We start from the raw sequence: 17,442 nt of genomic DNA, 5'->3' as shown, positions 1-17,442 counted from the left end.
AGCTGTCTGGAGGTGCCTCGCGCTCTCGGCGCTGGCTGCCGTCTGAGGCTGGCGGCCCCGTCTCTCAGCGTTGGTCGCAGCATCAGCGTTGACCGACCCCTTCAGCGCCGGTCGCCCCTCAGCGCTGGTAGCCCTTCAATGTCAGCCGCCGTCTCAGCGCCGGTCACCTCACGCTTTCAGCCCTGGTCACCACTGCAGGTCCGGCTGCTCCTCAGGCCCGGCCGCTCCGACCTTGCCCTCCCGGCTCTACCCCTTTGGCCCGGCCACCCTCAGAAGGTCCCGATCCGCCGCGTCCGCTGCATGCTCGCGTACATCGCCGCCGCCGACCCGTCCCGCACGAACCCCGGCAGCGGCGGCGGATCCTGCGCGAACCTCTGCAGGTCGGCGAACACGTCGAGCGCCGACGCGGGGCGATCGTCGGGGTCCTTGGCCAGCAACCGTTGCACCACCGGGTCGAGTGCGCCAGGCACCGGGCGCGGAGGTTCCTTGACGTGCTTGTCGAACACCGCGTAGGCCGTTGGGCCGGTGAAGAGTTGTTCGCCGGTCAGCATTTCGTGCAGCACGCAGCCCAGGGCGTACAGGTCGCTGCGCGGTTCGGCGGTGCCGCGCTGGATCTGTTCGGGGGCCATGTAGGACGGCGTGCCCAGGATCTGGCCCGCGCGGCTGAAGGGGGCCACATCGCTCTCCTTGAGCAGCGCCAGGCCGAAGTCCAGGACCTTCACGGCGCCGTCGGGGCACAGCATCAGGTTGGTGGGCTTCAGATCGCGGTGGCAGATGCCGTGTTCGTGGGCCTCGGCGAGGACGGCGGCGGTTTGGGCGGCGATGTTCGCCGCACGGGGTTCGGGGAGCGGGCCGAACTCGCCCACCAGGTCGGCGATCGTCACGCCGTCCACGAACTGCATGACCTGGAACAGGCGCTGGTCGTACGTGCCGAAGTCGTACAGGACCGGGACGCCGGGGTGCTCCAGCTTGGCCACGATCCTCGCCTCGCGCGCGAAGCGGTGCTGCACCTCCTCGTCGCTGCCCGGGAGGCGCAGGAGCTTCACCGCGACCCGTCGATCCAGGCGCAGGTCCCGGCCCTTGTGCACGGAACCCATGCCACCCCGCCCCAGCGGCAGGTCGTCGATCTCGTAGCGGTCGGCGATCAGCACCCGCGAAGCCTAACCGCCGGTCCCTGGCCGCTGCCCCCGCGCGCTTCCTCGATAGCGAGGCGGCCGTAACAGCGTTTCAGGACATCTCGAACGGGTGAATCTGCCCTGATCACGCTGGTCGGATCTGTCCGCTCAGGAGCCCATTGTAGCCCAAACGAACCAGTGCGGCTGCTTCTTCCAGACTCGTCTCCAGCGCCTTGAGCTGGGCGAATGTCTGGCCATACCGGCGCTGTTCCTCGATCGGCAGCGACGGGACCTGCGTCCGCCGGACGTCGAGGCGTGTCGAGCCGGTCGGGGTGCGGGCGAACGCCGCGCGCAGCACGCCCTCCAGGTAGTCCGGGTCGACCTTCAAGGGATTGATCTCGTACGTCGCGCCGGTGGGAGAGGTGACGACGTGCTTGCCGGGGGCGCTGCGGACCAGTTCGCCGATCGTCGTCATCGGCACGGTGCTCTGTTCTTGCAGCGGCGGCAACGGAGGCAGCGCGAACGTCGGTTGTGCCGCGAGGTAGGCCGAGACGTCGGTGCCGCTGTGCCGGGCCGGGCTGAGGTCGACGTCGTCGTCGAGCAGGTCGATGACCCGCGTGTTCGGCTCGATCGGGCCCGGGCGTTCCAGCAATGCGATGTGCTCGGGCGCGCGGCCGACCGGGTTGCGCAGCAGCCACAGGTCGCGGCCCGGCTGCACGGTCATCACGCCGCGCAGGGCGCCGGCGCGCAGCAGGTTGCCGCGGATTCGTTTGCCCGGACGGCGGGAGGCGGCGGCCGACGGCAGCAGGACCGCGACCAGGCCGCCGGGCTTGGCCAGCGAAAGGCAGTGCTGCACCCAGGCCAGCTCCGGCTCGCCGCGCGGGGGGAGGCCGTAGGTCCACCGCGCGTCGCCGACGAGCTCCTCGTGGCCCCACGTCCGGTCGTGCCACGGCGGATCGCAGAGCACCGCGTCGGCGCGGTGGGTGATGCCGTTTTGCCGCAACGAGTCGCCGGTGAAGATCTGTGCGCGGGGCATCCGGCGCCGGGCGATGACCGCCGACACCGGATCCAGCTCCTGGCCGATCTTGTGCCGGCCGGCGGACGCCATCAGCAACGAACCCGTGCCGCACGCCGGGTCGATCACCGTGTCGCCGTCGGTCGTGGCCAGGACGACGGCGACGACCTCGGGCGGAGTGGGGTTGAGCAGCCGCGAGTGCGCTTCGAGGTAGCGCTCGTGCAGGAACTCGAAGGTCGCGGGATCGGCGTCGACCGCGGCCAGCGCCTCGCCGAGCTTCAGGTCGTCCACGGTCCGGAGCTGGGTCCAGAGACGTTCGGCGGGGGAGACGCGGAACGGCTTGCCGTTGCGCCGAAGCCATGCCTCCACGTCGCGCAGCAGGTACAACGGACTGGAGGCCGTCCCGCCGACCGGCGATGGGAAGTCCTCGAACCGCCGCCGCCAGTTCGACACGGCTGCCCGCCCCACGTCTGCGAGGCGCGCTATGTCACCGGCATTGACCGTCTCATCCATGTTCACAACCGTATTGCTTGTGAAGTGAGTTCACAACTGATGTACTGGAGGCATGACACACGAGCTGCGCATCGCCGTGGCGACCGATCCGGGGCTCGTCCGCGAGCACAACGAGGATTCGGTCTACGTCCGGCCGGACCTGCAGGCCGTGGCCGACGGCATGGGCGGCCACGAGCACGGTGAGCTCGCCAGTGCCATCGCGGTGAACGTCCTGGCGGCGTGGCAGGGCGATCTCGGGCCCGCGGTGACCGAGATCGCGCGCAGGCTCGACGCCGAGACCCCGCAGGGCACCGGCACCACGCTCACCGCGATGCGCTGGGAGGGTCTCGCGTTCCAGCTCGCTCACATCGGCGACTCCCGCGCGTACGTGCTCAGGGAGGGCGAGCTCCGCCAGATCTCCCACGATCACACCATGGTGCAGGCCCTCGTCGACGCCGGCCGGATGACGCCGGAGGAGGCAGCGAACCACCCCCGCCGCGCCTACGTGCTCAGGGCGTTGCAGTCCGGCAGCTCGCACGACCCGGACCTGTCTTGGCACCAGGCCAAGATCGAGGACCGCTACCTGCTGTGCAGCGACGGCCTCACCGACTACGCGGACATCGAGGACGTCCACGAGATCCTGCTGTCCACACAGGACGGCACGGAGGCGGCCTGGCAGCTGATCGCGCTCGCCAACGGCAACGGCGGCCCCGACAACATCACGTGCGTGATCACCGACGTCGTCAAGAAGAAGTGGTGGCAGCGCTAGGAATTGGGAGCGGCCCTCGGCACGACGTGCCGAGGGCCGCAGCTCAACAGGGTGTTACAGGTTGGCCGGCATGCCCGACTCGTCGGCAGCCGCCGTCGAGGAACCGCTGAGCAGGTCCTTGACGATCTTGTTGGCCTCCTTGACGGCCGGCGTGATCATCTTGATCTTGATCTTGCCGTTGGTGAGCTTGCCGCCGACGTCGAACGTCTTGTCCTCACCGGGCAGCGGGAGCCCCTGGCAACCGGTGAACTGCTTGCGCGGGGTCGCACCGGTCTGGAAGTAGAACGTGATCGGGTCGTCCACGCAGTCCGTGTTGTACGGGAACAGGCCGTGCGAGCCCTCGTTGTCGACGCTGATCATCTTGGCGTTCGGCAGGGCCTTGGCCGTCGCGAGACCACCCTCGTACGCGGTGGCGGCGTCGAGCTCGCTCTGCGCGACCAGCAGGCGCGGGAACGTCTTCTTGTCCGGCTTCGGCATCGAGTTCTTGGTCGGCCAGTACGCGCACAGCGGCGTGTCCATGAACGGCGCGATGAACGGCGCGTTCACGGTCAGGTCGGCCAGCCAGTACTTCCAGTAGTGCAGGTTCTGGTTCCACTGACCGTCCTGGCAGCGGATGGCCTCGAACGTGGCGTCCCAGGTCTCGACCTCGGCCGCGGCGGTCGTGGACTTCACCGCGACGCGCTCCTTCTTGGCGATCGCGGCGAGCGCGTTCTGCTTGCCCTTGGCGATGAACGCCTTGTTCTCGTCCGTCAGGCCCGGCGTCGCGAGCATCTTCGAGACGAGCAGCTCGACCTTCTCCGAGTCCGTGCCGGCGGCGGCGGAGTCACCGATCACCGCGGACACCGCGGAGGCGGCGGTCGGGTACTGGGTGGTGTCGTACATGGCCGGGATCACGAACCACGCGACGAACAGCTGGCCGAGGAACTCACGGGTGCCGCCGGCCTTCTCCCACTTGCGGCGGATCTCCATCGGGTCGGTGCCCTGCGCGTACTTGGCGTCGTTGCGCGCCATGTACGGCAGCAGCGCCTCCTGGAACTGGCGGTCGCGGGTGCGCGGCTGCAGGTCCCAGGTGTTCTCCAGCGTCGACTGCGAGGCGTCGACCGCCGAGTCGAGCAGCATCCGGTGGACCTTGCCGGGGAACGTGGCGGCGTACCAGGTGCCGAGCCACGTGCCGTAGGAATAGCCGATGTACGAGGTCTTCTTCTCGCCGAGCAGGACGCGGATGAAGTCCATGTCGTACGTGGTCTGCTCGGTCGTGATGAACGGCGTGAGCGGGTTCTCGAGGCAGCCCTTGACCTTCGCCCTGTTCAGCACGTCGACGTCGGTGCTGCTCGGGACGGTGTAGCTGCACGTGAGCGGCGTGGAGAGGCCGACACCGCGCGGGTCGAAGCCGATGAAGTCGTACTGGCCGGCGAGCACCGGGGCGCGCAGGGCCATCGCCGCACCCCACGGCAGGCCGGAGCCGCCGGGGCCACCGGGGTTGACCAGCGCGATGCCCTGGCGGCTGGTGCCCTTGTAGGCGGTCTCGGTCTTGGAGACGCGGATGCCGATCGTGTTGCCGTCAGCCGGGTTGTGCCAGTCGCGCGGCACCTGGACGGTGGCGCAGGCCAGGCCCTTGACGGTCTTGAACTTCTTGACGGTCTCCTCGGCCACGCCGGGGAAGGTGCACTCTTCCCACTTGACGGTCTGGGTGGCCAGCGCGCCCGCGAGCGCCTGCGTGTCCGGGTCCTGCTTCGCCGCCGCGCTCGCCGTCGGCGTCAGCACGACGCTGGTGGCGATCAACACCCCTGTCACCGCGGCGATGCCGCCTCTGAAGTACTGCCTCACGGTGGATCCCTTCCTGCCCCCGACACGGCTGGGTTCAGCCGTGCCTTCAGAAGGGGAGGAAGGGACAAGAACGTTTTTGACACTCGCGGGTGATGGCAGAAAGTCGCCATGTCTGGAAACTGTCACCAAAGGTGTTCACAGAGTGATGAACACCCAAGCGTTCGTGACCTTGCGTGACTAGAGCCAACCTCGCCGTGACGCCTGCACGCCGAGCTGGAATCGCGTCTGGGCGCCCAGCAACTGCTGAAGCCGACTCACCCTCCGGTGCACCGTCCGTTCGCTGACGCCGAGCTCGCGGGCGATCGACTCGTCCGTCAGACCCGCGCTGAGCAGCGCCATCAGCCGTCGCGTCGCAGTCGTCGGCTCTTCACGGGTGTCTTCCTGGCTGCCCGGCGTGATCGACACCGCCATCCGCCAGAACGCCTCGAACAACTCGACGAGCGCGCTCAGCAGCACGGACGGGTGAATGAGCAGTGCCACGACGTTCCCGCCGGTCACCGTCGGCACGGCGATCAGGGCCCGGTCCGAGTCGGCGATCACGAGCTTGAGCGGCACGCCGGGAAACGTCCGCGCCTGCTCGCCCGCCGCGATGCTCTCCTGCACCGACGCGAACCCTTGGGCTGTCTGCAACAACGCCGACTCGTACACGACCCGGTACGAGACACCGCGGGCCAGCGCCGGAGGTTGTGCGGGACTCGCCTCCGGCTGCGGGCTGAGGTAGGAACCGGGATCCAGCGCCCGGACCTCCGTCTTGGCCTGGCTCTGCATCTCCTCGAACGCGCTGATCACCTCGTCGGCGTCCTTGAGGACCTCGACGAAGTCGACCTCTTTCGCGCCGCGCTCGGCGTACGCGGCGGCCAGGACCTCGGCAGTCTCCCTGGCCCGGACGGCCGCGGCCTCGTGACTCGACGCGATCGCGGCCAGCGCCGACCGCGGAGGGCGCACGTCGTTGTTCCTGGCCAGTCCCAGACGTTCGAGCTCGTCGTGCGCCGCGCCGGGCTCCGCGTGGTCTCCGCGCAGCATCGCCAGGTACAGCTTCTCGGCTTCCGGCGACAACCCCTCGTGCACCCGACTCCCCTCGGTGGCTCTGAACCGAAGGTACCTGCCCGAACAGGTGGAACAGCGGTTAGGCGAACCGGCGCAGCGCCCCGAGGAACATCGCGTCGAACGCCCTGTCCGACAACACCCTTCGAGCGAACAGGATCGGCCGCGCCCCGAAGCCCGCCGCGTACCGCGTGCGGGGCCGGCGGGCCTGTGCCGCCTTCACGATGACGTCCGCGATGACCTTCGGCTCACTGCCGCGGTCGGCCTGGGAGAAGAGCCCGGACAACTGCCGGACCTGCTCCTTGTAGGCTCCCCCGCCGGACGTCTTCTGCATGTTCTCGACGGCGATCCCGCCCCACTCGGTCTTGATCCCGCCGGGCTGGATCACCACGACGTCGATCCCGAACGGCTTCAGCTCCAGGCGCAGCGAGTCGCTCAGACCCTCGACCGCGAACTTCGTGGAGTGGTACCAGGCACCCAGCGGTTCGTAGATGCGTCCGCCGATCGACGACACGTTCACGATCCGCCCGCTCCGCTGCTCCCTCATGTTCGGCGCGACGAGCTGCACGAGCCGGGCGAGCCCGAACACGTTGACCTCGAACTGGTACTTCGCCTCGTCGAGCGGCACGTCCTCGACCGCGCCGTACGAGCCGTACCCGGCGTTGTTGACGAGCACGTCGATGCGGCCGGTCTCAGCGATGATCTTCTTGACGCCCTCGACCATCGACTCGTCCCTGGTGACATCCATCTCGAGCACCCGGATGCCCTGGGCGGCCAGTCCTTCCATCCGCTGCACCCGGCGGGCGGCCGCGTACACGGTGTAGCCCGCTTTGTGCAGCTCGAGCGCCGTGGACTCGCCGATGCCCGACGAGGCGCCCGTGACCAGTGCGACCTTCATGACCCGCTCCTAACTAACCAGTTGGCTGGACTAACTAACTGTTTGGTTGCTAAGACCAGGCAACCACGCGGGTGGCCAGTTGTCAACCAACTAGTTAGTTGCTTCTACCAACCGGTTGGTTAGGATTAGTGGCGTGGTGAGGGACAAAGAAGCGACCAAGGCCAAGCTGCTGGACGCGGCGCTCGAAGAGTTTTCCCAGTACGGGATCGCCGGGGCGCGCGTCGACCGCATTGCGGCCAAGGCCGGCTGCAACAAGGCGATGATCTACGCCTACTTCGGCAGCAAGGAAGGGCTGTTCGAGGAGCTGCTGAAGATCCAGATCGACCGCATGATCAAAGCCGTCCCCATCACACCCGAGGACCTGCCCGGCTACGCGGGCCGGCTCTTCGACTCGTACCTGGACCAGCCGCAGCTGCTCAGGCTCGCCGCATACCACCGCCTCGACAACGGCTTCGAAGCCATTCCGAAGGCGGAAGCCGAGGCCTACCGGCACAAGGTCGAGGCCATCGCGAAGGCACAGCTCGACGGCAAGGCCACCGCCGCGTTCAACGCTTCGGATCTGCTCGACCTCGTCGTGCACATGTCGACTCTCGCGTTCACCACCCCGAACGCGACCCGTGAACTCGTCGAGCGCTCGGTCAGGCGGCTGGTCGCCGAGTAGCCCCAAAAAACGCGTCAGCTCCGTCGCAGCAGGTAGGTGTCCATGATCCAACCCTTGCGCGCACGGGCTTCCTCGCGCACCTCGCGGATCTTCGCGGCCACGTCCCCGACCCGCCCGGACACCAGGATCTGGTCCGGCATGCCGAGGTATGCGCCCCAGTAGATCCACGTGTCCGGGTCCACGCCCTCGAACGAGTACTTCGCGTCCAGCATCACGGCCACGTCGTCCACATCGGACGGCCACCCGGCGGCGAGCCTGCGGCCGGTCGTGATCTGCACGGGCTTGCCGACCTGGTTGAGCGACACCCTGTGGCCGGCAGTCAGTGCCGCGACGGACGTCACGCCAGGAATGACGTCCACCGAGAACTCCGAACCACGGCCGAGCAGGTCGTCGAGGATCGCGAGCGTCGAGTCGTACAGGGACGGGTCGCCCCACACCAGGAACGCGCCGACCTCGTCCTCGCCCAGCTCCGACAGCAGCTCCAGGCACACGTCCGCCCTGGCCTTGCGCCAGTCGTCGACCGCCGCCACGTAGTCGGCCGCACCGCGGTCGCGTTCGGGATCACGGCCCTCGACCCACCGGTACGGCCGCGTCACGTGCGCCGCCAGGATCGACGAACGCAGGTCGACGAGCTCCTGCTTCACCGAACCCTTGTCCAGCACGAAGAACACGTCGACCGTCTGCAACGCCTTGACGGCCTGCACCGTCAGGTGGTCGGGGTTGCCCGCGCCGATACCGATGACCAGGATCTTTCGCACCGCGACACACTAACTCAGCCCATCGGTGCGGCCGTTCGATCAGTGCGCCAGCACGTGCAGGATCCTGACCGGCTTCTTCGGTGCGCCGTCCAGCGTTCCGTCCGGCTGCGGCACGATCCCGGCCTTCACGATCCGGTCCAGGGTGTCCATGCCGAACGTGACGTGCCCCATCACCGTGTACACGGGCCGGATGTTGGCGAACGAGTGCACGATGAAGAACTCGCTGCCGTTGGTGCCCGGTCCCTGGTTGCCGTACGCGATCGTGCCGCGCGGGTAGGTCTCCTTGCCGGTGACCTCGTCGGCGAACCGGTAGCCGGGGCCGCCCTCCTCAGGCCGGTAGATGTCGCCGCACTGCAGCACGCCCAGGCGCGTGGTGTCGGTCAGGCGCCAGCACTGCGTCATCGTGTAGAACCAGTTCCGGGCCAGGTGCGCGAAGTTCTCCACGCCGCACGGGGCGTTGGCGCGGTCCAGGTCGGCGGCGACCACGCCGTAGTTCGTCACGATGGTGACCTTCACGGTGCCGCGCGCGGGCACCACAGCGGGCGGTGGCTGGACCGGGCGGGCTGCAGGGTTCTCGGGCGTCGGGATGAACTCGCACTTCGCGGTCGGTGGGCCGGCCGGCTCCGCGGAAGCGACCGGAGCGAGGACGACCATCATCAGGACAGCGAGCAGTAGCCTCATGTGAACTGACCGTAGTCGTCGCAGGCCTCACGCGGGAACGGTTTCTCGCTGCACGGCACGGCGCTGCGGCTTGCGTTCCAGCCACCACTGCGCGATCAGCAGCGGGATCGTCCAGCCCGCCCACGTCGAGATCCCCGCGATCGTGTTCGGCAGCTCCGCCTCCGGCACGTTGTCGGCCAGCAGCAGGAACGCGATCACGCCCCAGATCCGGTTGGTGATGATCGAGACGGTCAGCGCGAAGCTGCGGATCATCCACTTGCGGTGGTCGCGGAACTGGCGCTGCCTCGCCGCACGCCACGCCAGCCACGTGAACGTCAGCCACAGCACGGCCAGCAGCACGTTGCTCACCCGAGCGACCGCGCCGAACGGCGTCATCCAGCCGATGACCAGGCCGGCGACACCGGCCGGGAGCACGCCGGCGAGGACGTACACGCGGCCGATCCGGCGGTGCCACGCGGGGAAGCGGCCGCGGAACCACGGCCAGATCTGCACCACGCAGGTGAGGATCGCGATCGACGCGCAGACGACGTGCACCACGAGCAGGGGGTAGTGCGGCCCCCAGTCCGACTGCACCCGTGCCTGCACGCGGTCACCGGTCAGATACGGCGGCAGCGAGAACGCAACGAACGCCACCACCACAAAGGCCAACGGGCCCACCCAGGGCTTGCGCAACCACGTCATGAGCGCAGCTTGCGCGGCACCGCTCACCGATCACGCACCGATCGCTGACGTGGCCTTCTGACACCTCGCTGACAGCAGCTGTCAGGTCGCTGTGAGTGCGCATCAGCAGTGTCAGCGCCATGGAGCCGGGGCCGCCCGGCAACCCGAGGGGGCGCGCCGTGACCGGCTACATCACCGACTGACTTTCCTTGCCGCACAAGCAGTTCGAAGAGGGAGAAGCATGTCTCACCCGAGAACGACGGACCGGCGGTGCTGAACCTCCGCAAGTCCGCGCTGACCGCGGTCGCCGCCCTGGCCGTGCTCGTGCCGCTGGTGAACACCGGCACGGCCCAGGCGGAGGTCCGCACGTTCACCGCCACGACCGCCCTCGACGGCCGCACCGTCAAGGACCCCGGCGTGCCCGTCGGTCAGAAGCGCGTGGCCGACATGTACCTCGAGGGCGAGAAGGTCGGCGTCGTCTGCCAGGACACCGGTCCCGAGTACGGCGGCAAGAAGATCTGGGACCTCACCACCGAGGGCCTGTGGATCCCCGACGGCTACACGAGCAACACCTCCGACACGATGGTGCTGCCGAAGTGCGCCACCTCGAAGTCCTTCCCCGCCAAGGTCGATCTCAACGGCCGCAAGAAGAAGGGCGACGCCGCGACCGCGCCCGGTTCGGTCGTCGACAGGTACGGGGCGGGCCGGCAGGTTCCCGTGAAGTGCCAGGCGCAGGCCGAGAGCGGCACGATCTGGAACTTCACCACCGACAACCTGTGGGTGCCCGACAACTACGTCAAGACCGGCACCGACGGGTTCGTGCAGGGCCTGCCGCGCTGCGACACCGACGGCATCGAGCCCGGCCAGGCACCGCCCGGCAACGCGGTCCACGGCCGCAGCAACGGTCCGGCGGGTCCGACGACCGGCACCAACGCGGAGAAGGTCCAACGGGTGATCGACACCGCGAAGTCCCAGATCGGCAAGGGACATCTCTACTCCTGGGGCGCGGGTGGCAAGGGCGGGGCGTCGTACGGCGTCCACCACTACCCGGACAACGACCCGTCGCAGGGCGATGACTACAACCGCCGCGGCTTCGACTGCTCCGGACTGACGCTCTACGCGTTCTGGAAGGGCGCCGGCGTCGACATCGGTGCCTGGACCGGCGCGCAGAACGTCAAGGGCCGCGCGGTGGCGATGGCCGACCGCAAGCCGGGCGACCTCGTGTTCTGGGGACGTTCGGACAACGACGAGGACGCGACCACGCACGTCGCGCTCTACCTGGGCGACAACAAGATCCTGGAGGCCGCGCCGCCGCGTGACGGCAGGAGCATCCGGATCAGCGAGCTGAACAGCCACGGAACGCCGTATTCCGAGGTCCGCCGGATCTTCGGGTGAACGAGGGGAAGTTCATGAACGTCAAGAGAGTGCTGTCCGCGGTGGCGGGCCTGGCGATCGGCCTGGGCGTGCTCGTGGTCGGTGGCCCGCAGGCCTCCGCCGCGACCAACTGGCAGATGCCGTTCCCGTGTGGACAGACGTGGACCGGCCAGACCCGCGGTCCGAACGACACCCACCCGCACAACCCGCTGGAGGCCATCGACTTCAGCCGCGCCGACGCCCAGGGCGACGTGGTCGTCGCGTCCGCCGCGGGCAAGGTCAAGCGCGTCGAGAACCGCGGCAACGAGAGCTACGGCCGCTGGATCGAGATCGACCACGGCAGCGGCTGGACCACCCGCTACGCCCACCTGTCCGTGCAGAGCGTCTCGGTCGGCCAGAGCGTCTCGCAGGGCCAGAAGATCGGCAACGTCGGCAACACCGGCAACTCGAGCGGCCCGCACCTGCACTTCGAACAGCTCAAGGACGGTGACCCCAAACGCGTCGTCCTGAACGGTTCGCAGGTGCACTACTACGGCTCACGGAGCTACAAGAGCAACAACTGCGGCGGCGGTGGCTCCACCAACCCGTACACGCCGGAAGAGGCGTGCGGCGACGGCTACAAGGTGATCGACGGCGCCAACGTCGTGGGTGCCCGCGTTTCCCTGCTGTACAACGCTTCCAACGGGTACAACTGCGTGGTGGCGATCAAGACCACGAAGATCGGCACGGCGTCCGACGTCGGCGCGTTCCTCGAGGTGCAGGGTTCGGCCCGCACGACCGACCGTGACGAGTACGGCTACTACGCCGGTCCGGTGAAGAAGAAGGCCGCCGGCAAGTGCGTGAAGTGGGGCGGTGTGGTCGGTTCTTCCAGCTACACCAGTGGTTTCGAGCACTGCGACTGATCAGCTGACCAGACTGTCCAGCAGGTTGTCCCTCCGCAGACCGGGTGTGCCGAGCAGTTCGGCCGCCCGGTCCGCGTGCTTCTCCAGTCCTGCCTCGGCCAGCACGAGGTGCGCGACACCTTCGCCGTAGCGGTCGCCACGGGCGCCGGTGATCTCCAGGCACCGCTCGGCGTCCTTCCTCGCCTCAGTCTGCTTCCCTTGAGCAAGAAGGACTTTCGCGCGGCACAGCAACGCCTGCCACTCGTCGTTGTGCTCGCCGGTCACCCGGCACAGCTCGATGCACTCGCCCAGCGCCGCCTCGGCCTCGGTCAACCGGCCGAGCTTGAACAGCGCCTGGCCCTGTGAGGCCAGCGCATACGCCGTTCCCGCGGCGTCCTGGTGTTCACGGGCGTGCTTCAAACTCTCCACCGCGGCCAGGAGTGCTTCGTCGTGAGCGCCGGCCACCTGGTGGACCTGGGCCAGTGCCGAGAGCGGAACCCGTTGTGCGCCAGCGGGTCCGTGGTCAGCGGTGAGCACGATGGCTTGCCGCAGCGTCTTCTCGGCCGCGTCGAGCTCACCCGTCTCGCGTTGGATCGTGCCGATGCCGGTGAGCGCACGGCCTCGGCCGAACGGGTCGTCGGCGCGTGCTTCGAGGACTTCTTCCAGCTGGGCGCGTGCCGTGGCGAACTCGCCGATCCTGCGGTTCGCGGCCGACTGCACCAGAAGCGCGGTCTCCGCGGCCTGCGAGGTGCCGATGGTCTGCGCCGCCTGGTGCGCGATGCGGCCCAGTTCGATCAGGTCGGCGACTCTGTCCTGTTTGAACAGGTGCGGGTACAGCATGTGCGCGATCGCCAGGGCGTGCTCCGCGAGTCCCGGTTCCGCCACGGTCGAACGCGCCGCCGCGAGGAGGTTCTCGGCCTCCTCCGTCAGCCACTGCAACGGCTCGTCGATGTCCTGCCGGGGATCGGTGTTCGTGAGCGCGCCGTACGCGTGCGGGCGCAGCTTTCGCAGTGCCGCGGCCAAAGTCTCGCGGTACTGCGTGAGCGCGCGGGTGAGGGCGTCGTGCTTCTCGTCGTTCACGTGCTCGGCGCCGAACAGCCTGAGCAGGTCGTGCACCCGGTACCGCTCGGGGCCGCACGGTTCCACGAGCTTGGCGTCCACCAACGGGTCCAGCGCGCGGTCCACGTCCTCCTGCCCGAGCAACGCCCGCGCGGTCTGCTCGCTCACGGTGGGCACGTTGAGGCAGCACAACAACGTGAACGCCCTGGTGGAGCCCGCGTTCAGGCCCTCGAAGCCCATCTGGAAGCTCGACCGCACGCCGAGGTCGTCGAAGTTCAGCTCGTCCAGCCGGTGCCGCTGGTCCGCGAGCCTCCTCGCGAACGTCGCGGTCGTCCAGTCCGGCCGCGATCGCAGCCGCGCGGCCGCGATCGTCAGGGCCAGCGGCAGGTGGTCGCACGCCCTCGCGACCTGCCTGGCCGCCTCGCCGTCGTCACCCAGGAGCTTGATCGCGTCGTCCTCCGGCAACGGGTCGAGCCGCACGTGCCGCGCGCTGAGCGTGGCCAGCATGCGCCGGCTCGTGATCAGCACCGTCGAACCGGCGTCCCCCGGCAGCAGCGGACCGACCTGCGCCGCGTCCACCGCGTTGTCCAGCAGGATCAGCACCTTGCGCCTCGCGAGGGTCGACCGGTAGAGCGCAGCGGCCTCGGAGGTGTCGGTGGGCACCGCGAGCGGTGGTGTGCCGAGCGCGCGCAGGAACCGCCTGATCACCTCGGCGGGGGAGAGCGGCGCGCGGCCCGGTGTGGCACCGTGCAGGTCCACGTACAGCTGCCCGTCGGGGAAACGGGCGGCCATCGCGTGCGCGGCCGCGGTGGCCAGCGCGCTCTTGCCCTGTCCGCCCGGCCCGTGCACGGCGATCACGTGCTCGGACGTGCCCGTGATCAGCTCGATCTCCGCACGGCGCCCGACGAACGGTTCCGGCGCCTTCGGCAGCTCGCGCGGCACGGCCGGGATGTCGCCCTGCAGGATCGCCGCGTGCAGGTCCTTGAGCTCCTGGCCGGGATCGAGCCCGAGCTCGTCGGCGAGCAGCCGCCTGCCCTCGTCGTACGTCCTGAGCGCGTCCGCCTGCCGTCCGCTGCGGTGCAGCGCCACCATGAGCGCGCCCCGCAACCGTTCGCGCATCGGGTGCTGCGTGACGTGCCCGGTCAGCTCGCTGATCACCTCGTGGTGACGGCCGTCCTTGATCGCCTTGTCGACGCGGCGCTCGATCGCTGCGAGCCGCTCCTCCTCCAGCTGGTTCGCGAGCTGGGTGTTGGTCGTCAGCTCGGCCAGCGCCGGCCCGCGCCAGTGGCTCAGCGCCTCGTCGGGGTCCTGCGCGTCCCTGAAGAGCTGCAGGTCGAGCGACCGGTCGGGGATGTCGAGCCGGTACCCCTGGTGCGACCACTCCAGCGACACCCCCGGAAGGTCCCTCAACGCCCTCCTGAGCTGCGAGACGTGCACCTGGACGGCCTTGCGCGCACTGACGGGCGGATCGCCGTCCCACAGGACCGACATCAGGTGGTCGACGCTCACTGTCTGGCCGGCGTGCAGGAGCAGCAGAACGAGGACCTGGCGCGGCTGGCCTGCGGGAATGCGCACGTCCCGCCGCTCGTGCGTGACGAGCAGCGGCCCAAGCACCCCGAACCGAACGCCGTCCACGGCCTTCACGATAGTCCGTTGATCGCCTGCTCTCACCGCATCCACAGTGGACGGTCCCGCGACTCGTGACCGGGTGTGCAAACTTCGGGTGGAAAGAGCGCGGCGATGACATGCGACATGAACTCGGACCGTCTGACCAACGGATCAGAAATGTTCTGGATGCACCCCCGGGTGTCCGCCAACAGGTCGAAGGCGCGAGCGTGGAAGCGCTCCCGGTGGCACGAGGTGTGCGAATCGCCTTCGAGCAGCGAAAAGTCGTGCAAAAATCGTTCGGGGGCAACACGCGGGGGAGGAACGGCGACACAGCGAAAACAGAACAGTGATTTGCGGTAGCGTCCGTATTAGTGGGTCACCTCATTGGAGTAACGACGGTGCCGCGATCATCGCAAGTCGGGCATCATCACCTGGCTCGACCAAGTCGTAGAACGAGGGGTCTCGTGTGACCATCTTCCGTGCCGGCCGTACCGGAGCGTGGTGGATGTACCTGGTGGCAGGTCATCTGCTGCTGGGTGTCTACTACCTGATTCCGGTCAGCCCTGCGGGGACAACGGGACAAACGGTGCGGGTGGTGCTCTACTGCACGATCAGCGCCTCGGCTGCCATCGCGACATTCACAGGTGTCAAGCGCAACCGTCCCCAATGGAGGCGGCCGTGGGTGTTCCTCGCGCTCAGCCAGGTCGTTTACGCGATCGCGGACCTCACGTTCTACACATCGCACTACGTCTTCCAGTACACGGTTTACCCGTCGTTCGCGGACATCTTCTACCTGGGGCATTACCCGTTGATGGTGGCGGGCGTGATCCTGCTGATCCGCCGCCGCACACCGGGACTCGACCTGCCGAGCCTGCTGGACGCCGCGGTGCTCGCGATGGTGGCGGGCATGGCGTCGTGGTTGTACGTGATCGGCCCGCAGGCGCGGCTCACGTCGCCCGCCCTGGTGAAGATCGCCTCGCTCGGCTATCCGATGATGGATCTCGCGCTCTTCGTGGTGGCGTTGCGCCTGATCTTCGGCGCCGGGCCGCGGCCCCGCGCGTTCGTCCTGCTGACGGCGAACCTGCTGGGAATCCTCACCGCCGACACCATCTACGTGCTGCAGCGGCTGGACGGCAGCTACCACGCCGGCAACTTCCTCGACGCCATCTGGCTGTCGGCCAACCTGTGCATGGGCGCCGCCGCGCTGCACCCGACGATGGCGCGGCTCGTCGACCGCGCGCACGTCAAGGACGTCGGCCTGAGCCGCGGCCGGATCATCGCGCTGTCGTCGGCCGCACTCGCCGCGCCTGTGCTGATGCTGGTCCACGACGTCGGCCAGTCGTCGCAGGACGTCCTGGTGCTCGCGGCGGGCAGCGCGCTGCTGTCGTTGCTGATCATCGCGAGGCTCGCGGGGCTCGTGGCGGACCAGCGCAAGCTCGCGATCACCGACAGCCTCACCGGGTTGCACACCCGCAGGTTCTTCGAAGCCCAACTGCCGCTGGAGATCGCTCGCGCGCGCCGCAACGAGGGCTCGGTCGCGGTGTTCATCATCGACGTCGACCGCTTCAAGTCGATCAACGACAACTACGGCCACCCGGCGGGCGACGACGTGCTGATGGAGGTCGCGGCACGGCTGCGCGCGGCGTCCAGGTCCGGTGAGGTGCTCGCGCGCTACGGCGGCGAGGAGTTCGCACTGCTCGTCCCGGACGCGGGCCCCGGCAGGCTGTCCGTGATCGCGAACCGGCTGCGGGAACGCGTCGCGGAGAAGCCGATCCCCGTCAACGCGGGCAACGACGACATCCCGTTGTCCGTCACGGTCTCCGTCGGGTCGGCGAGCTTCCCGACGCACGGCGACGGCCCCGACGACATCGTGGTGATCGCGGACCGCGCGCTGTACGCGGCGAAGGCGGCCGGGCGCAACAGGATCGCGGTCGGCCCCGAGCCGTTGCCCGCGGTCGACCCCGACACCGACGGCGCGATGGCGGAGTTCCTCTGCCAGGTCGCCGACCGGGTGGACGGCTGGCTGCACCGCTACGACCACAGTCGTTCGGTGTCGCGCTGGGCGGGCGTGGCCGCGGGGGAGTTCGGGCTCGACGCCCCGACGATCAGGGTCGCGCAGCTCGCCGGGCGCCTGCACGACATCGGCAAGATCATCATTCCCGAGGTGGTGCTCACCAAGCCCGGCGCGCTCACCGAGGAGGAGTGGCGGCTGCTGCGCCAGCACCCGGACTTCGGCTACCGGCTCGCCAGGATGGTGCCGGGGTTCGCGGGTGTGGCGCACGTCATCAGGCAGCAGCACGAGCGCTACGACGGCACCGGGTACCCGGACGGGCTGCGCGGCGCGGACATCCGTGCGGAAGCAAGGATTCTGTCCGTGTGCGTGGCTTGGGCCGCGATGCGGTCGAATCGTCCACATCAGACCGCACTGGACGAGAACCGCGCCAGGCGCGAACTCTGGGCGGGACGGGGCGAACAGTTCGATCCGGACGTTGTGGACATGTTCCTCGATCTCCACACCCAGGGCACGATCGGAATGCTGCGTCCGTCCGGATTGTCCGTTCAGGAGGCCGGCTTCCCGGCGGACTTCCGGCCTTGATCAC

The 17,442-nt window shown here is 68.7% G+C and carries 14 protein-coding genes; 5 read left to right on the top strand and 9 right to left on the bottom strand.

Annotated elements, in window-relative coordinates; all coding sequences use genetic code 11:
• Positions 1–269: 269 nt before the first annotated feature.
• Both ACFOWZ_RS08505 and ACFOWZ_RS08500 read right to left on the bottom strand, forming a co-directional pair.
• Positions 270–1,151: a serine/threonine-protein kinase gene (locus ACFOWZ_RS08505; protein ID WP_382370879.1), complete on the bottom strand. Its 882-nt coding sequence runs from the start codon at positions 1,149–1,151 to the stop codon at positions 270–272.
• A 109-nt stretch (positions 1,152–1,260) separates the two neighbouring features.
• Entirely contained in the window at positions 1,261–2,643 is a 1,383-nt protein-coding gene (locus tag ACFOWZ_RS08500; RefSeq protein ID WP_382370877.1) for an N-6 DNA methylase, read from the bottom strand.
• Positions 2,644–2,695: 52 nt separating this feature from the next.
• Here ACFOWZ_RS08500 and ACFOWZ_RS08495 point away from each other — a divergent pair, with 52 nt between their 5' ends.
• The gene (locus ACFOWZ_RS08495) at positions 2,696–3,391 is read left to right on the top strand and encodes a PP2C family protein-serine/threonine phosphatase (protein ID WP_382370875.1); all 696 of its coding nucleotides are present in this window, start codon (positions 2,696–2,698) and stop codon (positions 3,389–3,391) included.
• Between the two features lie 54 nt (positions 3,392–3,445).
• Here the strand turns inward: ACFOWZ_RS08495 and ACFOWZ_RS08490 are convergent, their stop codons facing one another.
• The 3 genes from ACFOWZ_RS08490 to ACFOWZ_RS08480 all read right to left on the bottom strand — a co-directional run bounded on the left by ACFOWZ_RS08490 (position 3,446) and on the right by ACFOWZ_RS08480 (position 7,160).
• Complete coding sequence (locus tag ACFOWZ_RS08490; RefSeq protein WP_382370873.1) at positions 3,446–5,218, bottom strand: alpha/beta hydrolase; 1,773 nt, start codon at positions 5,216–5,218, stop codon at positions 3,446–3,448.
• 177 nt (positions 5,219–5,395) lie between these two features.
• Entirely contained in the window at positions 5,396–6,286 is an 891-nt protein-coding gene (locus tag ACFOWZ_RS08485; protein WP_382370871.1) for a helix-turn-helix transcriptional regulator, read from the bottom strand.
• 58 nt (positions 6,287–6,344) lie between these two features.
• Positions 6,345–7,160 (bottom strand): oxidoreductase, encoded by an 816-nt coding sequence (locus ACFOWZ_RS08480; RefSeq protein ID WP_382370869.1) that lies wholly within the window; start codon positions 7,158–7,160, stop codon positions 6,345–6,347.
• A gap of 133 nt (positions 7,161–7,293) precedes the next feature.
• Between ACFOWZ_RS08480 and ACFOWZ_RS08475 the strand changes: the two genes are divergently transcribed.
• Positions 7,294–7,821: a TetR family transcriptional regulator gene (locus tag ACFOWZ_RS08475; protein WP_382370867.1), complete on the top strand. Its 528-nt coding sequence runs from the start codon at positions 7,294–7,296 to the stop codon at positions 7,819–7,821.
• A 14-nt stretch (positions 7,822–7,835) separates the two neighbouring features.
• Here the strand turns inward: ACFOWZ_RS08475 and cobF are convergent, their stop codons facing one another.
• The 3 genes from cobF to ACFOWZ_RS08460 are packed head-to-tail and all read right to left on the bottom strand — an operon-like array spanning position 7,836 to position 9,941.
• Entirely contained in the window at positions 7,836–8,579 is a 744-nt protein-coding gene (gene cobF, locus ACFOWZ_RS08470; protein ID WP_382370865.1) for a precorrin-6A synthase (deacetylating), read from the bottom strand.
• Between the two features lie 39 nt (positions 8,580–8,618).
• Positions 8,619–9,260 carry a peptidylprolyl isomerase gene (locus ACFOWZ_RS08465; RefSeq protein WP_382370863.1) on the bottom strand — a complete coding sequence of 214 codons (642 nt, stop codon included), beginning with the start codon at positions 9,258–9,260 and terminating at the stop codon, positions 8,619–8,621.
• A gap of 27 nt (positions 9,261–9,287) precedes the next feature.
• Positions 9,288–9,941 (bottom strand): DUF2306 domain-containing protein, encoded by a 654-nt coding sequence (locus tag ACFOWZ_RS08460; protein ID WP_382370862.1) that lies wholly within the window; start codon positions 9,939–9,941, stop codon positions 9,288–9,290.
• 249 nt (positions 9,942–10,190) lie between these two features.
• Here ACFOWZ_RS08460 and ACFOWZ_RS08455 point away from each other — a divergent pair, with 249 nt between their 5' ends.
• Positions 10,191–11,315 carry a C40 family peptidase gene (locus tag ACFOWZ_RS08455; protein WP_382370861.1) on the top strand — a complete coding sequence of 375 codons (1,125 nt, stop codon included), beginning with the start codon at positions 10,191–10,193 and terminating at the stop codon, positions 11,313–11,315.
• A gap of 14 nt (positions 11,316–11,329) precedes the next feature.
• Complete coding sequence (locus ACFOWZ_RS08450; protein WP_382370859.1) at positions 11,330–12,196, top strand: M23 family metallopeptidase; 867 nt, start codon at positions 11,330–11,332, stop codon at positions 12,194–12,196.
• Here ACFOWZ_RS08450 and ACFOWZ_RS08445 read toward each other — a convergent pair whose 3' ends face one another.
• Positions 12,197–14,869 (bottom strand): AfsR/SARP family transcriptional regulator, encoded by a 2,673-nt coding sequence (locus ACFOWZ_RS08445; RefSeq protein WP_382370857.1) that lies wholly within the window; start codon positions 14,867–14,869, stop codon positions 12,197–12,199.
• A 439-nt stretch (positions 14,870–15,308) separates the two neighbouring features.
• Between ACFOWZ_RS08445 and ACFOWZ_RS08440 the strand changes: the two genes are divergently transcribed.
• Positions 15,309–17,438: a bifunctional diguanylate cyclase/phosphohydrolase gene (locus ACFOWZ_RS08440; RefSeq protein WP_382370855.1), complete on the top strand. Its 2,130-nt coding sequence runs from the start codon at positions 15,309–15,311 to the stop codon at positions 17,436–17,438.
• The last annotated feature ends 4 nt before the right edge of the window (positions 17,439–17,442 follow it).

The sequence above is a fragment of the Lentzea rhizosphaerae genome (assembly GCF_042649515.1).
Classification (GTDB): domain Bacteria; phylum Actinomycetota; class Actinomycetes; order Mycobacteriales; family Pseudonocardiaceae; genus Lentzea; species Lentzea aerocolonigenes.
The sequence above is the reverse complement of the archived record's forward strand: the minus strand, read 5'-3'. Positions and strand labels throughout refer to the sequence as shown.